This window comes from Nonomuraea endophytica (genome assembly GCF_014203235.1).
Taxonomy (GTDB): domain Bacteria; phylum Actinomycetota; class Actinomycetes; order Streptosporangiales; family Streptosporangiaceae; genus Nonomuraea; species Nonomuraea endophytica.
The window spans coordinates 558,211-575,061 of sequence record NZ_JACHIN010000006.1 but is presented as its reverse complement, the minus strand read 5'-3'; the positions used below and the strand labels follow the sequence as shown (position 1 = coordinate 575,061).

The following is a 16,851-nucleotide window of genomic DNA, read 5'->3' as shown; positions in this document are numbered from 1 at the left end:
GGCCGTTCACGCTGTGTCGGCGCTGAGCACCGGCACCACGGGACGGCGGGCCGCCAGGTGGGCGGGCAGGGCGGTGAGTGCCGCGGTCACCAGGAGGGTTGCGAGCGCGGCGACGAGCATCCAGGGCAACGGCGCCACGACCGCGTTCCCGGGGCTGAGAGCGGAGAACACGCCGATGCCCAGCGGGACGCCGACGGCAGCGCCCGGCAGGCAGGGGAGGAGCTGGGCGATGGACAACCCCGCGGAGACCTGCCCGGGAGTGGCGCCGAGCGTACGCGCGACCGCCAGGCTTGGCCGGGCTTCCATCGCGATGGTCCAGGTGAACGCGACGATGTTCACCACGGCCATCGTGATCAGCAGGGCGGAGACCGCGATCATCAGGTGGCCGGAATTCTCGGCCCGCAGGTTGGGCAGGGCGGTGATAGCGGTTATCCGTGCAAGGTCGTAACGGCGACGACCTCCGTCATGCTCGCCGGGCGAGTTCGTCGAGGTGGCGGGCGATGACGGCGCGCATCACCTCGGGCGTGGTCTCGGCCGCGTGTACGGCCAGGCCGTCCGCCATGGCGTGGAGGAGCTCGACAGGCCTGTTCCCGACAGCGCGCGGGTGCGCCGGCACCTGACGCGGGCGGCTAGGCGGCTTGGAGTTGTGGGTAGTCCGGGAGCCGCCAGTCTCCACCGCGGTCCTCCTTGGAGAAACGTGCCACCAGGTCGGGGATGTGGAGCGCTGTGGCGAGCCCGGTGACGGTGAGGAAGGCGTCGATCGCGCGCTGGGTCATGGGCATGCCCAGCCGGAGGAGGCGCGGGTTGACTTGGCCTTGGATCCCCTCGGCGAAGGGCCGCAACTTGGTGTCATAGTTCGCCAGCGCCGCCGGCAGGTCATCGGGGTGCTGGTTGATCTCTCCGGCCAGGACGTAGGCGCCCACCAGACCGCCGGAGACGCCCATGCCGCTGTAGGGGGAGGCGCAGTGGGCGGCATCGCCGGCCAGGACCACGCGGCCCTTGGACCAGGTGTCGATGCGGACCTGGGCGATCTCCTGGGAGTAGAAGAACGGGCTGGTCTTCATGCCGTCGATGAAGCGCTCGGTCTGCCATCCGGCGCCGGCGAACCTGCCGGCCCAGAACTCCTGCTGGCGTTCGACGGGCTGGCGGTGAATCGCTGAAGCCTCCTCGGAGTCTTCCCTCATCACGAAGTAGACCTGCGTCTCGCTCGGATTGTGGCTGCGGCGCATGATCTGGCGCCCGCCCGGGACCATGTAGGTGTCGCGGATGTCGCCGTCGGAAGCGATGCGCGAGACGAACCAGTACGCCATGTGGATGCCGACCCGCCAATACGGGTCGAATCCCTCGGGGAGGATGGCCCGCCGCAGTCGCGATCCCTGCCCGTCCGCGCCGACCAGGAGATCGAATTCCTCCGATGATCCGTCGGAGAAGTGCGCGACGACCTGGTGTTCGTCCTGGTCGAAGCCGTCCACGCTCTGGCCGAAGACGTACTCCACGTTGTCCTTCGTCGCGTCGTTGAGGATGCGCACCAGGTCACCGCGCATGATCTCGTACTCCGAGGTCAGGCTCTGGCGGCCCCGCCCCGAGGTGTTGGCCATGATCGTCGCCCTGGCTTTGCCGGCGGCGTTCACGAACGCGACGCCCGCCTCGTCCACGAGTTTGTTCCGGACGGCGCCCATGAGTCCCATGCGCTCGATCGCCTCGATGCCCTGGCCGCGCAGGTCGACCTGGGCGCCTGTGGCCCGCAGCGCCGGGAAGCGCTCGACGACCTTGACCCGGTGACCGCCGTGGGCGAGCCAGTAGGCCAGCGCCTGCCCGGCGATCCCGCCGCCGCTGATGAGGATCTTCAAGGAGCGCGTTCCCGATGCGAGAGCCATGTCATCGACGTCCTTATCTATCACTGATAGGTTCATTCACCAGGGAACTCTATCGGTGATAGTTTGTCAAACGTGGTGAAAGTGAATCGCGAGACCGTCATCGCCCAGGCGCTGGACCTCCTCGACGAGGTCGGCCTGGACGCCATCAGCACCAGGCAGCTGGCCAGACGCCTGGGCGTTGAGCAGCCGTCGCTCTACTGGCACTTCCGCAACAAGAAGGAACTCCTCGGCGCCATGGCCGAGGCCGCCATGACGCCGCACGCCACAGCACCGCTACCGGCCCCCGGCCAGGACTGGCGGGAATGGTTCCTGGACAACACCCGCAGCTTCCGCCGCACCCTGCTGATGCGCCGTGACGGCGCGCGCCTGCACTCCGGATCCAGTCCCGGCCCGGCCGACCTCGACCGGATCGCCCACAAGATGGCCTTTCTGGCCGCCTCCGGCCTGCCCGAGAAGGACGCCCAGATGGCCATGCTGGCCGCCAGCCGCTTCACCGTCGGCAGCGTCCTGGAAGAACAAGCCGACGCCGACCCCGGTACGGCCCGCCCGGCCGACGTGCCGACGATCGACCACCAAGCGGCTTTCGAGGACGGACTGGCCCTCATCCTCGACGGCCTGGCCCATCGCGCCGAACACGCTCAGCGACCTGCCGGCTGACCGTCAGGGAACCGCCCGAAACCCCGGGCCTTCCGGCCCGGCGCTCACGCGTCGGACCCGCCTTCTTCGCCGGAACTGGATAGAACGCGGCGGCGGCTGAGCAGTACCAGCGCCGTGCATCCCACGACCGCGACCAGGCGGGCGGCCAGGAACGGCCACGTGGGCAGGGGAAGTTCGGCGAAACCGGGCTCCTCGAACGTGACGGTCCACGACGCGCTCAGCCGTGCGACGTCGCCCGTGCCCGACACCGACAGGACGGCGGGCAGCACGTTGGCCAGGTCCAGGCTGCCCATGACGATGGCGAGCCCGATCGCCGGCGCCGGGCCCCACCGGCTGTTGATCGCGTAACAGCACGCCAGCAGGACGTAGCCGCCCAGGAGCGGGCCCACGGCCGTCACGACGAGCAGCGACGGCAACCAGGCGGCGGCGCCGTACAGTCGTCCGCCGACGAACAACGCGCACACCACGATCCCGGCCGCATAGACGAGGAAGCCGGCCAGAAAGACGCGCAGGCGATCCTTGCTCACCGCGGACGGCGTGGCCGCGGCCAGCCGCCAGCCCGCGCGCAGCCGTTCCTCCTGCCAGAGCGGTCCGAGCAGGGGAACGAGGCCGGCGGCCAGGAGCGCGGTGACGATCGCCCAGTAGCGGGCCAGCCCCCAGGGGCCGAACTCGTCGCCGACCTCGGTGCCGCCCAGCCGGAAGCCGATCCAGGTGAGCCATCCGGCGGGCAGGAGCGCCAGCAGGTACCGGGCGCGCGCGGCCCGGCGCAGGTGATAGCCGATCATCGCGGGCCCTGCGCGCAGAGCGCGAGATAGGCGTCGTCGAGCGTGGGCTCGACCTCGGCGCCGTCGTGCGGTCCCGCCGTCGAGGGAATCCACCGTACGGCGTAGTCGTCCCCGTCGCCGCGCGCCAGGCGGGTCACCAGCCCGTTCGCCCGGATCCGCTCGACGTCCGCGCCGGTCGGGCAGCTCACCTCGAACACCGGTGGCGTGGCGGCGAGAAGCTTGTCCGGCGAGCCGTCATGCACGACCCGTCCCTGGTCGAGCACGACCAGGCGGGGCGCGATCCAGGAGACGTCCGAGATGATGTGGGTGGAGTAGACGACGAGTTTGCTCCGGCCGATCTCGGTGAGGTAGTCGGCCAGCGCGAGCCGTTCCAGGGGATCGAGTCCTTGGGTGGGTTCGTCCAGCAGCAGGATCGGGGTGTCGCAGGCGCACGCGTAGGCCAGCCCGACTCGCCGGCGGGTGCCGCCGCTGAGCTCGCCCAGCGGACGGCGGGCCACGCCGTTCAGCCCGAAACGCTCGAACATCTCCCCGACCAGGCGGTCCGGACGGCCCCGTAACCGCAGCAGATAGCGCACGAACTCCTCGGCGGGCGCGCGCGGGTCGACGACCAGGTCCTGCGGCAGGAGCGTCGTCTCGGCCCGGAGCGCCGCGCGGCGCCGGCCGAGCGGCTGCGCGCGCAGGCTGAACCGCCCCGAGCTCTCGAACATCAGCCCCGCCAGGATCGACAGCAACGTCGACTTGCCCGCCCCGTTGCGGCCGAGCAGCGCGGTCAGCCCGCCGTCCAGTTCCAGGGTGACGTCGTCCAGCGCGGCGAGGCCCGCACGCGTCTTCGTGACGCCGTTCAGCTCAATCATGATCCCGTGCTCCACTCAGCGCGGCCGCGTCCAGGGGAAAGATCCGCCCGGCGGCGACGGCCGCGACCGCCAGGGCGGGCCAGGCGAGCGCGGCCGCCGTGACCGGCGGGCCGAGGCCCGGGTCACCGGACATCCAGCCGTGCAGCGTGGCGTCCACCGCGAAGGGCCGGGCGCCGTAACTCAGACAAGGGCCGACCAGCACCGCGGCGGTGACCGTCGTGGTGATGCCGCAGGCCGTGCCGGGCGCGTGCCCGAACCTGGCCACGACGAGCTGCGCCGTACAGAGCGCCACGACCAGCCCGCTGATCGCCGGTACGGCCAGCCGGGCCACCGACTCACCCGAGGCGGCCGACTGCCCGGCCACGATCGTCCCGGCCACGACCGCCACTGCCGCCAGCACCAGGCCGTGCTCACGCCACCAGCGGGTACGCGGATCGCCAGGGGCCGACAGCACGATCCTGCGGTCGAGGACCCGGCCGGCCGTACCGTAGGCGACGACGGCGCCGGCGTTCAGGGGGATCAGCCACCCGCACACCCAGTGCGCGCCGAGCGCGAGCGTGGACACACCCGGCGGCGGGCTGCCGTAGTAGCCCGACGACCAGGCCACGAACAACGGCAACGCGGCGACCAGGAGTGCCAGGGCACCCGCCGAGAAGGTCCTCGGCGAGTACCCCTGCACCGCGCCGTCACGCTTCATCAGGTGACGCGGCAGACGTTGCTGATCCACGGGCCGTTGCCGACCCAGGCCGACCCCTCGACCTGCCACTTCTTGCCGCCGGTGACCCCGTACCTGCTGTCACGGACCGACATGAGGGTCCAGCCGCCGGTCTTCTTGTTGTAGTCCTTGCGCGCGCCCTCGTGGTACAGGCCGGCCGCGACCGTGTTGCCGACCTTCGCGACGTCGAAGGTGGCGGTCGAGCCCCATTCCAGGTAGCTGGTGCCGATCGGGCGCCAGCAGTCGGCGCTGACCGTCGTGGCCTTGGCCAGCGCGCCCGGCGCGAAGCCCACGACCGCTCCCACGGCGCCGGCGGCCACCAGCATGGCCAGCGCGCGAACTCTCGGAGTCACGGATATCTCCCTGTGTTGTGCTGAAACGGCTCCTCGACTGGAACCGCGGGGAAACGCTAGGGAACAGGGCTTTTGTTTGGTTATTGACGTACGGCCCGCCTCCAGAAGGTGTTGAACGCCACCGGCGGCCGTCGATGCCTCGGGTCACACGAGCGCGGCGGCCAGCAGAAAGATCGCGATTCCGTGTGCGAGGGCGGCACGGAACCCCTCCCGCGGCGCCCAGCCGCCAGAAGCCGAGCGGGGTCATCGCGTCCCAGATCAGAAGGAAGCCGAAGATGAGCGTCACGATGCGCAGGAGCGGGTCGCGTTCGCCACGGGCCAGCCGCCGATCAGCAGCAGTCCGGGCATGACCCGGGCACCCTCCTCGACTCCCCGGACGAGCGTGACGGCACAGATCACCTGCAGGCGGTGATCCACCTCTGGCAAGCCTTCCTTAGCGGATCCGGAGCACACCCTTCGGCTGCTCGAACAGACCCTCGGGTGGACCAAGTCGCGCCCACACGCCGCTCACCGGAGCGCTCTACAACGCTCAGCTCACCACCGCAAAGACACGAAGCCTCGCCGCACAACCTGACCGGCTACAGACAGCAACAGTCCGAATTCGTGCGTACTCTCCCGGTGCGGCCGGGCGAAGCTCAACAAGACCTCAACGAAGGCTCAACGGCAGCGGCCCTACTTTCCTCTCACACCGTTCGGCACAAGAGAGGGGAAGCATCATGAAGGCGATCACGAAGATCGGCACAGTCGTAGCAGCGGGAGCCTTCTCGCTGGCTCTGGCGGGTACGGCGGCACCGGCGGCTTCGGCGACCACAGCGGCTCCGGCATCGATCTCCGCATCGGCCACCACGGCATCGCTCACGTCGCTGACGGCCCGCCCGATGCCCAGCGTCAAGTGGCTGTGCGGCAAGCGCATCATCAAGAAGCTCATCCCGGCCTGCACGAACGGCAAGTGGGAGCTGGTCACCATCAAGAAGATGCGATGCCTGCAGGGCCACGCCCCGTACGTCGGCTGGACCGGCCCCTCCAAGCTCTCCTACTGGGCGATGCGCTGCTTCAAGACCGACGAATGGCAGAAGTGGTAGCAGTTCATCCTCAACCACCGACGGCGAGACATGAAGGCACCTCCTGGTGTTGGTCGGCCTGCTCTACGCCGGCCTCTCCACGGCGATCTGGCTCGCGCTGTCCACGTTCCTTCCTCCCGTCGGTGGAGCAAGTACCGGCTCATCGCAGCTTGCCCAGGATGAGGGAGTAGGGCACGCCGAGGTCCTCTGTGATCAGTGGGCGCGTTGTGCCTGTGGTGATGTCGACGAGGTGATAGCTGGTGACGGGCTCCTGCCCGGCAGCGGAGATCACCAGATGGGTGTCATCGAGCCACGCGTGCAGGAACTCGAGCTGCATCCCCTTGGTGAGCTGCGGCTGGACCTCGCGGACCGTCTTGCCGGTGCGCGAATCGAGCAAGGTGAAGCTCTTGGTCCATTCGTCGGTCAGCCCGTGAGCCACCAGGCGTCCGTCGGGCGAGACGACGTCGTTCTCCTCGCCGATGCCTTGGGCGATCTTGGCGACCACGGTCCGGTCCGGCCGGATGACCCGGCCGGGCCGGTCACCGGTTATCACGACGCCTTCCCTGGCCCATCCGGCCAGTGTCAGGTCCTTGGCGGGCAGGTCCACGATGCGCCCGGTGGTGGTGTCGGTGACGATGACGCCACTGGCCTTGAGGTCCTGCTTGGGGATCGCGTCGAGCTGGAACGCCAGGTGGCGGCCGTCCAGGGAGAAGGCCATGGACGTGTAGGCGTCCATGACGTTCAGGCGACGCTTGGCGAACGTGGCCGAGGCGGGCACGATCTGGCCGTTGGTGACGTCGTGGATGACCATCCGGCCGCGCGACAAGCTGTAGTAGGCGAGCTTGCGACCATCGGGGGTGATGGCCATCAGGCCCTGCTCGCGCAGCGCGTCCTTGAGCCGCCATTTGCGGGTTTCGGTGATGACGTACCACTGGGCGGCGGGCCCGTCGAGGCCGGGTCCGGGGTCTTGGTAGGCGTACTTGACGGGTGCGACGCCACTGCTGGGCATGAACGCGATCTCCTGGAAGCGGTCAGGCAGTGTCCGCTGGTGCGCACGCTCCTGGACGATCAACTGCTCCCTGTCGTGCAGGGCCGCCAGATGACCCCACAGCATCACACCTCCGATCGCCGGCAGCAGCAGAACCGCTGGCGTGATGAGGAGCGCCCGGCGCAGCACACGCCGCCGCCTGATCCGTCGTAGGAGTTCGCCCGGGTCGGGGACGTCGTCGGCAGGAGGTACGGCCGGCGCCGTCCCCGTCATGGTCCGGACCCGCTCGATGCTCCAGCCCAACAGGTCGGCGATCTCGGCCTCGCTGCGCCTGTCGTGGAAGTGCGCCACGTCGAAGGCACGCTGTGCCCGCGAGGCGGCGGGCCAGCGCAGGTAGCGCCGATACAGGGCGATGTGGGCCTGACGGACGTCCTGATGACGGCAGAGCACCGCGGCCAGGATTCGGGTGGCGCGCTTGCCGTACAGCAGAAAGGCGGTGCGAAGCAGTGGCTCGTGCCAGTACTCGTGGACCGTCACTTGAGCACCGCCGCGCCCAGGACGATGTCGTTGTTGGACGGAATGCCCGCCATCCGGACGAGCCGGCCGGTCTTCGCATCGACCCGGAACCAGCCGAGGAAGTCGGTTCCGGCCGTCATCAAGATGGCGACCTCGTCGTCGTTCACCCAGCCCAGCGCCTCCGATTCGGTGGCACCGCCGAGGCTCGGCAGCGGGTGGCGGTTGAGCAGCTTGCCGGTCCTGGAGTCGAGGATGTCCAGGGTGCCGCTCTTGCTGTGCTCGCTGTCGATTCCGGCCGAACGCTTTCCGTCGGGGGAGTCGGCCCAGGTGTAGTAGTCCGTTTCGAGTTTGTCGGACACCTTCTCGGGGAGGCGGTCGGTGGCGGGAACCGGGCTGGTGATGCCGCTGTCGAAGTCGGTCCGCAGGCTCTTGCCGTTCCCCTCGACGGTGAACAGGCCTCCTTCGGGCGAAATGCGGACGCGCAGATACTCCCTCATCTGGGCGGGCGTCAGCTCGGGGGTGAGGTAGACCTTTTTCTTGGTACGCAGGTCAGCCGCGATGTATCTGCGCTCGGCAGAGCTGAGGTAGGCGACCCGGTGGCCATCTCGGCTGATCGCGATGTCGAGCACGAAGGAGCTGGATCCCTCGTCGGTGACCAAGCGGGCGGCGTCGGGAATGACGGCGCTCTGTTCGCAGTAGTCTCCCGAGCAGCTTGTGGTGAGCTCGCCCTTGCCCGTGCTCTCGCCGCCCACCAGGGTCAGGGTCCAGCCCTGGCAGTTGACGGTTCCCGGTGTGGGTGGGGGAGGCGGCTTGTCCATGTCAACGGGCGAAAAGTCAGACATACAGGAGTTCGGTACGGCGTAGCGGACGCCGTAACCGGTGCGCGGAACCTTCCAGGCCTGAGGCGTGGGGGGTTTGTCCGGGGTGAAGGTGACCGTGATCTCCCCGTTGGGCTTGGTCTCATGCTTGAAGCTGCCCTCGCCCATCGCGCTGGTCCACACCTTGCCCTTCTTGTCCAAGCGGACGATCGCTGTCAGATCGCCTTCCTTGTAGCCTGGAACAGCCGGGTCGCGCAGATAGGCCCAAAGAGGGCGCACCTGTAAGAAGGCCAGGACCAACGCCATGGCCAGGAAGATCGCCGTGGGGAGGACAGCACCGCGCAGGCGGCGCCGCCGTACCGACCGCAGAGCGTGGTCGGCCAGGTCAGGGGCGGGGATCTCGTCGTCTGGCACGGCCAGCTCGACGTCACCGAGCTGGGCCGCGGCGAGCTGGGCTTCGACCTCTTCCACCGGCAGGTCCAGCAGGGCGGCCACCTCGGCGTGCGGGCGCCCGTCGCGCAGGCAGGCCACGACGATGAGCCGCTGGACCTTGGGCAGCCCAAGCAGCCCATGCTCCCCCTCCGGAACCTTCTTCATACTGATGAAGGCCTGGTAGAGCGCAATGCGGGCATGCTGTGCCGGGTCAGCCCAGGCAGACGGCGGCCAGGACAGGCCGACAGAGCGGAACGCCTGAGTGGTCAGGCGGGCGGCCAACGTGTGGTCCCCGGTGAGGAGAAAGGCCGCCGCGATGAGGCCGCGCTCGTGTTCTTGAACGAACGCGCGAAACCCGACATATCTATGCACGAGGGGTAAAGATAGCGACTACTGCCACGCGGCGTGTAGAGGAGTCTGGATATCTGCTCGATTGTGGATATCGACAACCAGAGCGTCGAGTGAGCGGGCCAATCGCCTCCGTGGATTACTGAGGATTACTGACAATATCCGCTGAGAACCAGCGCCATCTCTGCGGATATCGGTGCTTGAAGGCCCGCCGGCGCACCTCCCGCCGTACCGATACCGGCGCTGGCGGTGCCGATATCCGGTGCGGGCTCGCCTGCGGTCGGGTCGATGTCGGGTGGCACATTGGTCGGCCAGGTGGAGGGCCGGGCACAGGTGAGCGGGCCCGGCAGCGTGCACAGCGAAGGCGTCGGATCAGTGGTCGTGGAGCGGGCACAACTATGGCACGGTCGTCACCGGCGGCCAGCGCCCACCTCCGCCGCCGTTGGCCCTGGCGGCGCCGCCGGACTTCACCGGCCGAGGCGAGATCGCAACACGGCCCCACAGCGCTGTCAATTCTGACCGACGTCCTCAGGCGCACATCTTCCAAAGCGCAGTTCGAACGCTCATCGCCAACCGCGTCGAGTCAGGTTCTAGTCATGCTTGGGCCAGGTCGGGCCCTGGTCGGTCCAGATGACACCCTTGTTGCGGCACAGGCAGAAGGGGTGGCCGATCGGGTCGGTATAGATCCGCCAGCCGTAGCCTTCGGGGCCGATGAAGTTCTGCTGCAGCGTCGCGCCGAGTCCGAGGACGCGAAGCTGCTCGGACTCGATGTCGTCGACTTCGAAATCGAGGTGGAACTGCTTGGGGTGTTCGCTGTCGGGCCACTGCGGAGCGCGGTAATCGTCCACCCGGATGAACGCCAGCTCGATCTCACCGAATTGGATACCGGCCCAGTTCTCGTGGCTGCCTTCCTTGATCCGGCGGCCTGTCACCTCGGAGTAGAAAGCCGCCAGCGCCATGGTGTCCGGGCAGTCGATAATGAAATCGGTGAGTTTGAGCATCCCTCGAGCTTGCCAGAAGATCACGGGAGCCTGAGTTGCCTGAACACGAAGCCAGGCTAGGTGGTCCACGATTTTGGCAAACGTGTCAGTACTCAGCAACGGTCGCTGACCGCCAGAAAGAACGACAAGGCGTGCACCCTGGGTTCCGGGATGGTGGCGGAGTCCTGCTCCTCAGTTGGTGCTCCCCTGATAGTGCGCGGACGTTTTCGGCGTAACGGATCGCGTTCTTGATGTCGAGCCCGAACCGGGCCGCGCAGCGACATCGTGGTCCGCGATCACCGCGCAGCCGCTGGCCGGGCTTCCGGTGGAGGCGATGACCGCGTCCAAGTTGTCACGGGTACGGGCCAGCGCCGCGATCTGCGCGTTGATGCGATCACGTTCGGCGGCCAGCCGGGCACGCGACTCGGGCGTGCTGACCTTGGCATCGACGCAGGGCAGCAGTTCGGCGACGGTCCGGCTGGACAGGCCGGCGGAGTAGAGCGTCTGGATCAGCTCAACGCGGTCGGCCGCGGACGCGGGATAGTGACGCTGCCCGGACTCGCTCCGGTCCGCCTTCAGCAGTCCCTGCTCCTCGTAGTAACGCAGGGCACGCACGCTGACGCCCGATCGCGCCGCCAACTCGCCGATACGCACCGTGACCTCCATCACAACACTTGCCTCTGACGTCAACGTCAGGTTTTAGCCTATCCGGCATGCAGATCAACGGAGCACACGTGCTGGTCACCGGCGCAAACCGGGGCCTGGGCCGGCAATTCATCCTTTCCCTCCTCGACCGCGGCGCCGGCAAGGTGTACGCCACCGCCCGCCGTCTGGACCTCATCGACGTTCCGGGAGTCATCCCGCTGCGCCTGGACATCACGGACCCGGCGTCGGTCGCCGCCGCGGCCGCCGCGGCGCCCGACGTCAAGATCGTGATCAACAACGCGGGCATCTCCACCGGCGCGAACCTCATCACCGGCGACCTGGACACGATCCGCCGCGAGATGGACACCCACTTCTACGGCACCCTCAACGTGATCCGCGCCTTCGCACCCCAACTGGCCGACGGTGCGATCCTCAACGTCCTGTCCGCGATCTCCTGGCTAGCCTTCGACGGCGCGGGCGCCTACCACGCGGCCAAGGCCGCCGAATGGGCGCTCACCAACAGCGTCCGCCTGGAACTGGCCGGCCGGCGCACCCTGGTGACCGGCCTGCACCTGGGCGCCGCGGACACCGACATGATGGCCTGGTACGACGGCGACAAGACCGCCCCCGAGGCAATTGTCGCGGCCGCCCTCGACGGCATCGAGGCGCACCGGCCGGAGGTGCTCGCCGACTCCTGGAGCCGCCAGGTGAAGGCCTGGCTGTCCGAGGACCCGAGCGTCATCTACCGGGAAGCAGAGGCCGCCCTCACCGCCTGACCTCAGACCCTCCTCTACGTGGAACCACACTCGGCATTCCTGGACCGGACCTGATCGAGGCCGCCCGCGCGTCCGGCGTCACCTGGCAGCAGTTCGCGCCGATGCTGCGGGTCAGCGATCGGCCCAGCGCCGCTACCGACTGATCACTTGGACCCGCAGGAAGGCGTAGACGTCCCCTCGGAGGGCCCCACCACTCCCTGCCGCCGGGCCCGCAGGCCGGGAGTGAGAGGACAGCGCGCTTGGTGTAGCGCTCGCAGGCCTGAGCGGTGACGTTACTAGGCCGTGCACGGGGACCAGGACGACGTGCCATGGATGGAGCGGCCGGATTCGGCCCTGGTCCCACCGTCCGACGCGGGGCGGTCCACGGTCCTCGCCGATCCGGCCCGCGACTGTTTCGGCCCCGCCGCCTTCCCGCTCGCGTTCGTCTGCGGCCGAGGTGGAAGAAGCCGCCGTACAACGTGCTGGAAGACCGCATAGGGGAGTACGTCCCCCGGATCGCCCCGACGCGGCCGGCCTGGTGCTAGTGGCTCCACCGATCAGAAATCCTCCGCCACGTCGTCAGTTCTGGTAGCCCCTCGCACCCGGTGGAAGGATGGATGACCATGACCGACGCCAGAGGGCTGGGCGCTGAGGAGGCCACGTTCATCGCCGCGGTCCGCTCGGACGACCCGGCGAGGTTCGCACTCCTGACGGAGCGCCACCGCCGTGAGCTGCAGGTGCACTGCTACCGGATGCTCGCGAACTACGAGGACGCCCAGGACATGACGCAGGAGACGTTCCTGCGGGCGTGGAACAAGCGGGAGTCGTTCAAGGGCCGTGCCGCGCTGCGAACCTGGCTGTACCGGATCGCGACGAACGCCTGCCTCGACTTCCTGGACAAGCGCAACGACCGCACGCACGTGCCGTCCGAGCTGCCGGAGCCCGGCTCCGAGATGCTGTACCTGCAGCCGTACCCCGATCAGATGCTCCCCGAGGACCCGCAGGAATCGGTGGTGGCGCGGGAGACGATCGAGCTGGCGTTCATCGTCGCGGTCCAGTACCTGCCGCCGCGGCAGCGGGCGGTGCTCATTCTGCGCGACGTCCTGGGCTGGCCGGCGTCGAAGGCCGCCGACGCGCTCGAGCTGACCGTCGCATCGGTGACCAGCGCACTGCAGCGGGCCCGCGTGACGATGCGCGAGCAGCTACCCGACCGCCGCCTCGACTGGCGGAGACCCGCCACCCACGAGCTGTCGGATGACGAGCGCGGCGTGGTGAAGTCGTACATCGACGCCCATGAGCGCAACGACCTCGACGGGCTGACGTCCCTGTTGCGCGACGACCTGCGCTTCGCGATGCTGCCCGAGGCGGGCACCGTGAGCATGACGGCCAAGGACGCGGTGGACGGCTGGGTCTCCGGCGGGCTCTTCCAGCCCGGCTACGACGACTGGCGCTGCATCACCACGACGGTCAACCTCATGCCGGCCGCCGCACTGTACATCCGCACCCCCGGCGACCCGGAGTACCGGCTGTTCAACATCGCGGTCCTGCACATCGTCGACGGGAAGATCGCCGAGCTCACCGGATTCGACGCCACCGACAAACCATGGCTGGGCCTGCCCCCGACGCTGCGATGAGACAAATCTCCGCACGCCCCGCCGGCGTTGCCGACGGGGCACCCGAAGAACATCGTCATGATTTACGACGCCGTCGTCCCCATCCCCAGCGAGCCGGTCAACAGCTCACTCGGAACGCAACGAAGGGTGCTCATCGCCTCGTCTCGTATCGAGTCAGCACCACGCCGCCGGGAAACGTCCGCGTCTCCACCAGGGTCAGGTTCATCCAGCTGTCCAGCGCCGTGAAGAACGGCGTGCCCCGGCCCACCAGGACCGGATAGGTGGCCAGGGCGTACTCGTCGATCAGCCCGGCCCGCATGGCCGCCCCGGCGAGCGTTGCGCCGCCGATGGTCATCGGGGCGCCGTCCTCGGCCTTGAGCCGGGTGATCTCGGCGACCGCGTCGCCGGTGACCAGGCGGGTGTTCCAGTCGACCTTGTCGACCGTCGAGGAGAACACCACCTTCGGCGTGTCCCGCCAGTTCCGCGCGAACTCGATCCGCGCCGGGGTTACGTCGGGCTGCTGGTCGCCGGTCGGCCAGTGGGAGCTCATCGTCTCCCACAACTTGCGCCCGTACAGCGTCAGGCCGCTCGCCCGCTCCCTGTCGAGCCACCACTGGAACAGCTCGTCGCTCGGCGGCCCGCTCCAGTCGATGTCGTCGCCTGGCGCGGCGATGTAGCCGTCCAGGCTCAGGTTCATGGCGAAGATCAGTTTCCGCATCGTGTCAACCTCCCGTGAGTCGATCTCACACATACAGACGGACGCGGCGCCGAATCCTAATCGGTGCGGCAGACAATCCCCTCGGGTCCCAGACTCAACACGGCGTACCCGGAGGGTTCGAGCACCACCCACCAGCCGCCGTTGTCCCAGCCGGGCTCGACTACAGCGGCCACCCTGGAGGTACGTACGGAACGGCCGCGGAGCGCACGGTGTCGCCGACCGGTGACGGAGCCGGGCAGAAGCGGTCCCGAGCCGGCAGTTTCCCGGTGGCCAGGAAGGTGTTCGTCGCCTCGTCGGCGCAGCTGCCCAATCCGAACACGCCGTGGCCACCCTGGTCGACGGTGATCATGGCGGCCCGGCGGCCGAGCGTGGCGCGCAGGCCGCGGGCGCTTCGCAGGGACGTGGACGGATCGCGGGTGTTCTGCAGAATCAGCACATTGCGCGCCCCGTTGCCGGTGACCGTCACCGGCGGCTCGGCCGGACGGGTCGGCCACGCCGCGCACGGCCAGATCAAGAACCTCCTGGGCAGTACGGTCCCCAGCGCGCTGGCCAGGTCGAGGCCTTGATCGCCGGGACCGCCGGGGTTGGACAGCAGGATCCCGCGGCGCGTCCCGGGTCGCGCCGTCGCGATGCGGGAGATCGTGATCTCGATGGTCCGCCCGCGTGGGGCACGGTAGTCCAGCGGCACCTTCAAGATCGCGCACTGCTGGCGTGGGTCGCGCTCGATGCCACGTTGCGGCGCCATCGTGCAATCACCCCAGACGGGCGCCGCCGCCGTCCCCGCTTCGGCGACCGCAGTCTCGGGCGGGACGGCCGTCACCGGTGCGCCCGTCGCCACGATGGCGGCACCGATGATGAGCACTGTCAGACCTAATCGCATGGATACCTCTACCTCGCGCAGGGAAATGAGGTCCTCGCCCCCGACCGGTGATGCCCTGTCGCCGGCCGTGGTGGTGTCTCCATCGGCAGGTACGCACGTGGGTCCGGCAGGTGGCGCTTCATTGATCGTCGAGAAAGAGCTCTTCGATCTTCAGGTTGAACAGCTTGGCGAGACGGAAGGCGAAGGGAAGGCTCGGGTCGAACTTTCCTGTTTCGATCGCGTTGATCGTCTGCCTAGAAACGCCGACACGCTGAGCCAGGTCAGCCTGCGTCCAGGCGCGTTCGGTCCGAAGGTCCTTGAGGCGGTTCTTCATCGGTATCTGATCTTGCCGACGACGAAGGCGATCGAGTAGACGACGCCCAGGAGCACGGGGAAGAGCGCGATGTTGACGTCGTAGGGGACGAGGCCGGCGGCGTCCGCGACGACGTAGGCGAATCCGCCGACCACCCCCACTCCGAGGGTGATCTCCAGCGCATCCTGCAGGAACTTCCTTTGCAACTCATCGAGTGCCCGGAGAAAGCGTGCGAAGGCCACGATCCATCCGATGCCGACGACAAGATTGGCGGCGACTGCGGCCCAGCTCGCCACCGCTTGCTGAGAATCCCACAGGAGCCCGGGACCGAACCTGGCCAAGGCAAGGGTCGCCACCCAGGCGAGTGTCCAGAGGACTAGTCGAACGGTTGTCTTGACCGAGTCCCGATAGGCCCCGGTCTCGTTGTGTGCTTGCACGGGTTGCCCTTCCTGTGGCGGAAGTCAAGTACGCTTGACACGGTAGGAGGCGCCCGCGCCGATGTCAAGCACACTTGACATCGGCCGAGCCGACGCCGATGGAAAGGTCGACCCCGGCGGCGATGGCGCGGATGGATTCTCCGCGTGATCCTGAGCGGGTCGGCCACCGCGTCCATGGTCAAGTCGTCAGGCGGAGTGTTCCGCGTAGGTTCCAGCCGGGCACGCAACGCCTGGAAGCGGGTGTTTCGCGGGCATCACCGAACAGGCCGGATAGCAAGCTTCACATCGGCGATTGGCTGTGTGGCAGGTGAAAGCAGCACACCCATAGCCCCGTCCGAAGTCGGCAACGACCACAACCCCGAGGACCGAGAGGAGTCAGTGTCCAACGCAGCCACCGCGGGTGCCGTGGTGGCGCTGCGGTCAGCGTCCCCGCCTCCTTGGTGGCCGCTCCGCTGCCGTCTTCGGGGAGTACTTTCGCCTGTAAGGCCTGTCGGCTCTCCCGTAAGTCCCACCGACGTCAACCAAGGCGGCAATATCGTCGTCTCCAGGGTCGAAATAATCTTACTGGCCACAGTAGGAGTGATGGTGTGGGATCTCACCCCGTCCTCCTCCGGCCACGTCGTCCCGATCGGCGGCTTCGCCTCGGTGGCCGGCCTGGCCTTCACCGTCATGGTCTTCTCGGCCCGGAACGTGATCCACTACCGGCGGCACCGCGACGAACAGTTCCAACTGCACCAGGGTGGCTTCGTCCACGTCGACGCCCGCGGCACCCGCTCGATCCCCTGGGACGACATAGACGCCGTCAACGACAACTTCAGCGAGGGCGAGTGGGGTCCGATCGCCAAGGTGCGAGTCCGTGACGGATCCCGAATCGGCATCCCCCGCACGATCCCGCACACGAGAAACCTCGTGGACCTGATCAGCGAAGCCGTCCACCGCGGACATTGCCCAGGCCAAGCCACGACTTCCGGCCGCGGCGAGCGCACTCGAGGTCAAGCGCGCGACGAACCGCCGCCTTAGGCTGATGGACCTGGGCCCGCGGCCCGCCAACCACCAAAGGGAGACGAAGCCGCGCCCCTCCAGCGCCGGCTTCAGGGACAAGCGGCCGGGAATCCGGCCGGCTCAGC

At 68.3% G+C, this 16,851-nt stretch carries 20 protein-coding genes; 5 read left to right on the top strand and 15 right to left on the bottom strand.

Annotation, left to right across the window (positions count from 1 at the left end):
- Positions 1-6: 6 nt before the first annotated feature.
- Together HNR40_RS24825 and HNR40_RS24820 are read right to left on the bottom strand one after the other, a co-directional pair.
- Entirely contained in the window at positions 7-378 is a 372-nt protein-coding gene (locus tag HNR40_RS24825) for an FtsX-like permease family protein (RefSeq protein ID WP_184965210.1), read from the bottom strand.
- A gap of 251 nt (positions 379-629) precedes the next feature.
- Entirely contained in the window at positions 630-1,877 is a 1,248-nt protein-coding gene (locus HNR40_RS24820) for an FAD-dependent monooxygenase (RefSeq protein ID WP_184965208.1), read from the bottom strand.
- A 72-nt stretch (positions 1,878-1,949) separates the two neighbouring features.
- Between HNR40_RS24820 and HNR40_RS24815 the strand changes: the two genes are divergently transcribed.
- Entirely contained in the window at positions 1,950-2,534 is a 585-nt protein-coding gene (locus HNR40_RS24815; RefSeq protein WP_184965206.1) for a TetR/AcrR family transcriptional regulator C-terminal domain-containing protein, read from the top strand.
- A 44-nt stretch (positions 2,535-2,578) separates the two neighbouring features.
- On the opposite strand, the gene HNR40_RS24810 is transcribed toward HNR40_RS24815, so the two are convergent.
- The 5 genes from HNR40_RS24810 to HNR40_RS24790 all read right to left on the bottom strand — a co-directional run bounded on the left by HNR40_RS24810 (position 2,579) and on the right by HNR40_RS24790 (position 5,667).
- The gene (locus HNR40_RS24810; protein WP_184965204.1) at positions 2,579-3,319 is read right to left on the bottom strand and encodes a hypothetical protein; all 741 of its coding nucleotides are present in this window, start codon (positions 3,317-3,319) and stop codon (positions 2,579-2,581) included.
- Positions 3,316-4,173 carry an ATP-binding cassette domain-containing protein gene (locus tag HNR40_RS24805; protein WP_184965202.1) on the bottom strand — a complete coding sequence of 286 codons (858 nt, stop codon included), beginning with the start codon at positions 4,171-4,173 and terminating at the stop codon, positions 3,316-3,318. Before HNR40_RS24805 ends, HNR40_RS24810 begins: the two co-directional genes overlap by 4 nt.
- A complete protein-coding gene (locus HNR40_RS24800) occupies positions 4,166-4,870 on the bottom strand; it encodes a hypothetical protein (protein WP_184965200.1) in 705 nt (234 codons plus the stop codon). The genes HNR40_RS24805 and HNR40_RS24800 overlap by 8 nt, the downstream gene beginning before the upstream one ends.
- Positions 4,870-5,241, bottom strand: coding sequence for a hypothetical protein (locus tag HNR40_RS24795; RefSeq protein WP_184965198.1), 372 nt, complete (start codon positions 5,239-5,241; stop codon positions 4,870-4,872). The genes HNR40_RS24800 and HNR40_RS24795 overlap by 1 nt, the downstream gene beginning before the upstream one ends.
- A 282-nt stretch (positions 5,242-5,523) precedes the next feature.
- On the bottom strand, positions 5,524-5,667 hold the full coding sequence (locus tag HNR40_RS24790) for a hypothetical protein (protein WP_184965196.1): 144 nt from the start codon (positions 5,665-5,667) through the stop codon (positions 5,524-5,526).
- A 290-nt stretch (positions 5,668-5,957) separates the two neighbouring features.
- Here HNR40_RS24790 and HNR40_RS24785 point away from each other — a divergent pair, with 290 nt between their 5' ends.
- Positions 5,958-6,323, top strand: coding sequence for a hypothetical protein (locus HNR40_RS24785; RefSeq protein ID WP_184965194.1), 366 nt, complete (start codon positions 5,958-5,960; stop codon positions 6,321-6,323).
- Between the two features lie 139 nt (positions 6,324-6,462).
- Here the strand turns inward: HNR40_RS24785 and HNR40_RS24780 are convergent, their stop codons facing one another.
- The 4 genes from HNR40_RS24780 to HNR40_RS24765 form a co-directional block, all read right to left on the bottom strand.
- Positions 6,463-7,827 (bottom strand): WD40 repeat domain-containing protein, encoded by a 1,365-nt coding sequence (locus HNR40_RS24780; protein WP_184965193.1) that lies wholly within the window; start codon positions 7,825-7,827, stop codon positions 6,463-6,465.
- Entirely contained in the window at positions 7,824-9,221 is a 1,398-nt protein-coding gene (locus HNR40_RS24775) for an RNA polymerase sigma factor (RefSeq protein WP_184965192.1), read from the bottom strand. Before HNR40_RS24775 ends, HNR40_RS24780 begins: the two co-directional genes overlap by 4 nt.
- A 773-nt stretch (positions 9,222-9,994) precedes the next feature.
- Positions 9,995-10,405, bottom strand: coding sequence for a VOC family protein (locus HNR40_RS24770; RefSeq protein WP_184965191.1), 411 nt, complete (start codon positions 10,403-10,405; stop codon positions 9,995-9,997).
- A 171-nt stretch (positions 10,406-10,576) separates the two neighbouring features.
- Entirely contained in the window at positions 10,577-11,038 is a 462-nt protein-coding gene (locus tag HNR40_RS24765) for a MerR family transcriptional regulator (protein ID WP_184965190.1), read from the bottom strand.
- A gap of 59 nt (positions 11,039-11,097) precedes the next feature.
- Between HNR40_RS24765 and HNR40_RS24760 the strand changes: the two genes are divergently transcribed.
- Both HNR40_RS24760 and HNR40_RS24755 read left to right on the top strand, forming a co-directional pair.
- Complete coding sequence (locus tag HNR40_RS24760) at positions 11,098-11,805, top strand: SDR family oxidoreductase (protein WP_184965189.1); 708 nt, start codon at positions 11,098-11,100, stop codon at positions 11,803-11,805.
- A 602-nt stretch (positions 11,806-12,407) separates the two neighbouring features.
- Positions 12,408-13,418, top strand: coding sequence for an RNA polymerase subunit sigma-70 (locus HNR40_RS24755; protein ID WP_184965188.1), 1,011 nt, complete (start codon positions 12,408-12,410; stop codon positions 13,416-13,418).
- Positions 13,419-13,548: 130 nt separating this feature from the next.
- Here HNR40_RS24755 and HNR40_RS24750 read toward each other — a convergent pair whose 3' ends face one another.
- The 4 genes from HNR40_RS24750 to HNR40_RS24735 all read right to left on the bottom strand — a co-directional run bounded on the left by HNR40_RS24750 (position 13,549) and on the right by HNR40_RS24735 (position 15,643).
- Positions 13,549-14,115 (bottom strand): dihydrofolate reductase family protein, encoded by a 567-nt coding sequence (locus HNR40_RS24750; RefSeq protein WP_184965186.1) that lies wholly within the window; start codon positions 14,113-14,115, stop codon positions 13,549-13,551.
- A gap of 160 nt (positions 14,116-14,275) precedes the next feature.
- Entirely contained in the window at positions 14,276-14,977 is a 702-nt protein-coding gene (locus HNR40_RS24745) for an alpha/beta hydrolase (protein ID WP_184965184.1), read from the bottom strand.
- Positions 14,978-15,113: 136 nt separating this feature from the next.
- Positions 15,114-15,308, bottom strand: a complete 195-nt coding sequence (locus tag HNR40_RS24740) for a helix-turn-helix transcriptional regulator (protein ID WP_184965182.1) — start codon at positions 15,306-15,308, stop codon at positions 15,114-15,116.
- Positions 15,305-15,643 carry a hypothetical protein gene (locus HNR40_RS24735; RefSeq protein WP_184965180.1) on the bottom strand — a complete coding sequence of 113 codons (339 nt, stop codon included), beginning with the start codon at positions 15,641-15,643 and terminating at the stop codon, positions 15,305-15,307. The genes HNR40_RS24740 and HNR40_RS24735 overlap by 4 nt, the downstream gene beginning before the upstream one ends.
- A gap of 663 nt (positions 15,644-16,306) precedes the next feature.
- Here HNR40_RS24735 and HNR40_RS24730 point away from each other — a divergent pair.
- On the top strand, positions 16,307-16,744 hold the full coding sequence (locus tag HNR40_RS24730) for a hypothetical protein (protein WP_184965178.1): 438 nt from the start codon (positions 16,307-16,309) through the stop codon (positions 16,742-16,744).
- The last annotated feature ends 107 nt before the right edge of the window (positions 16,745-16,851 follow it).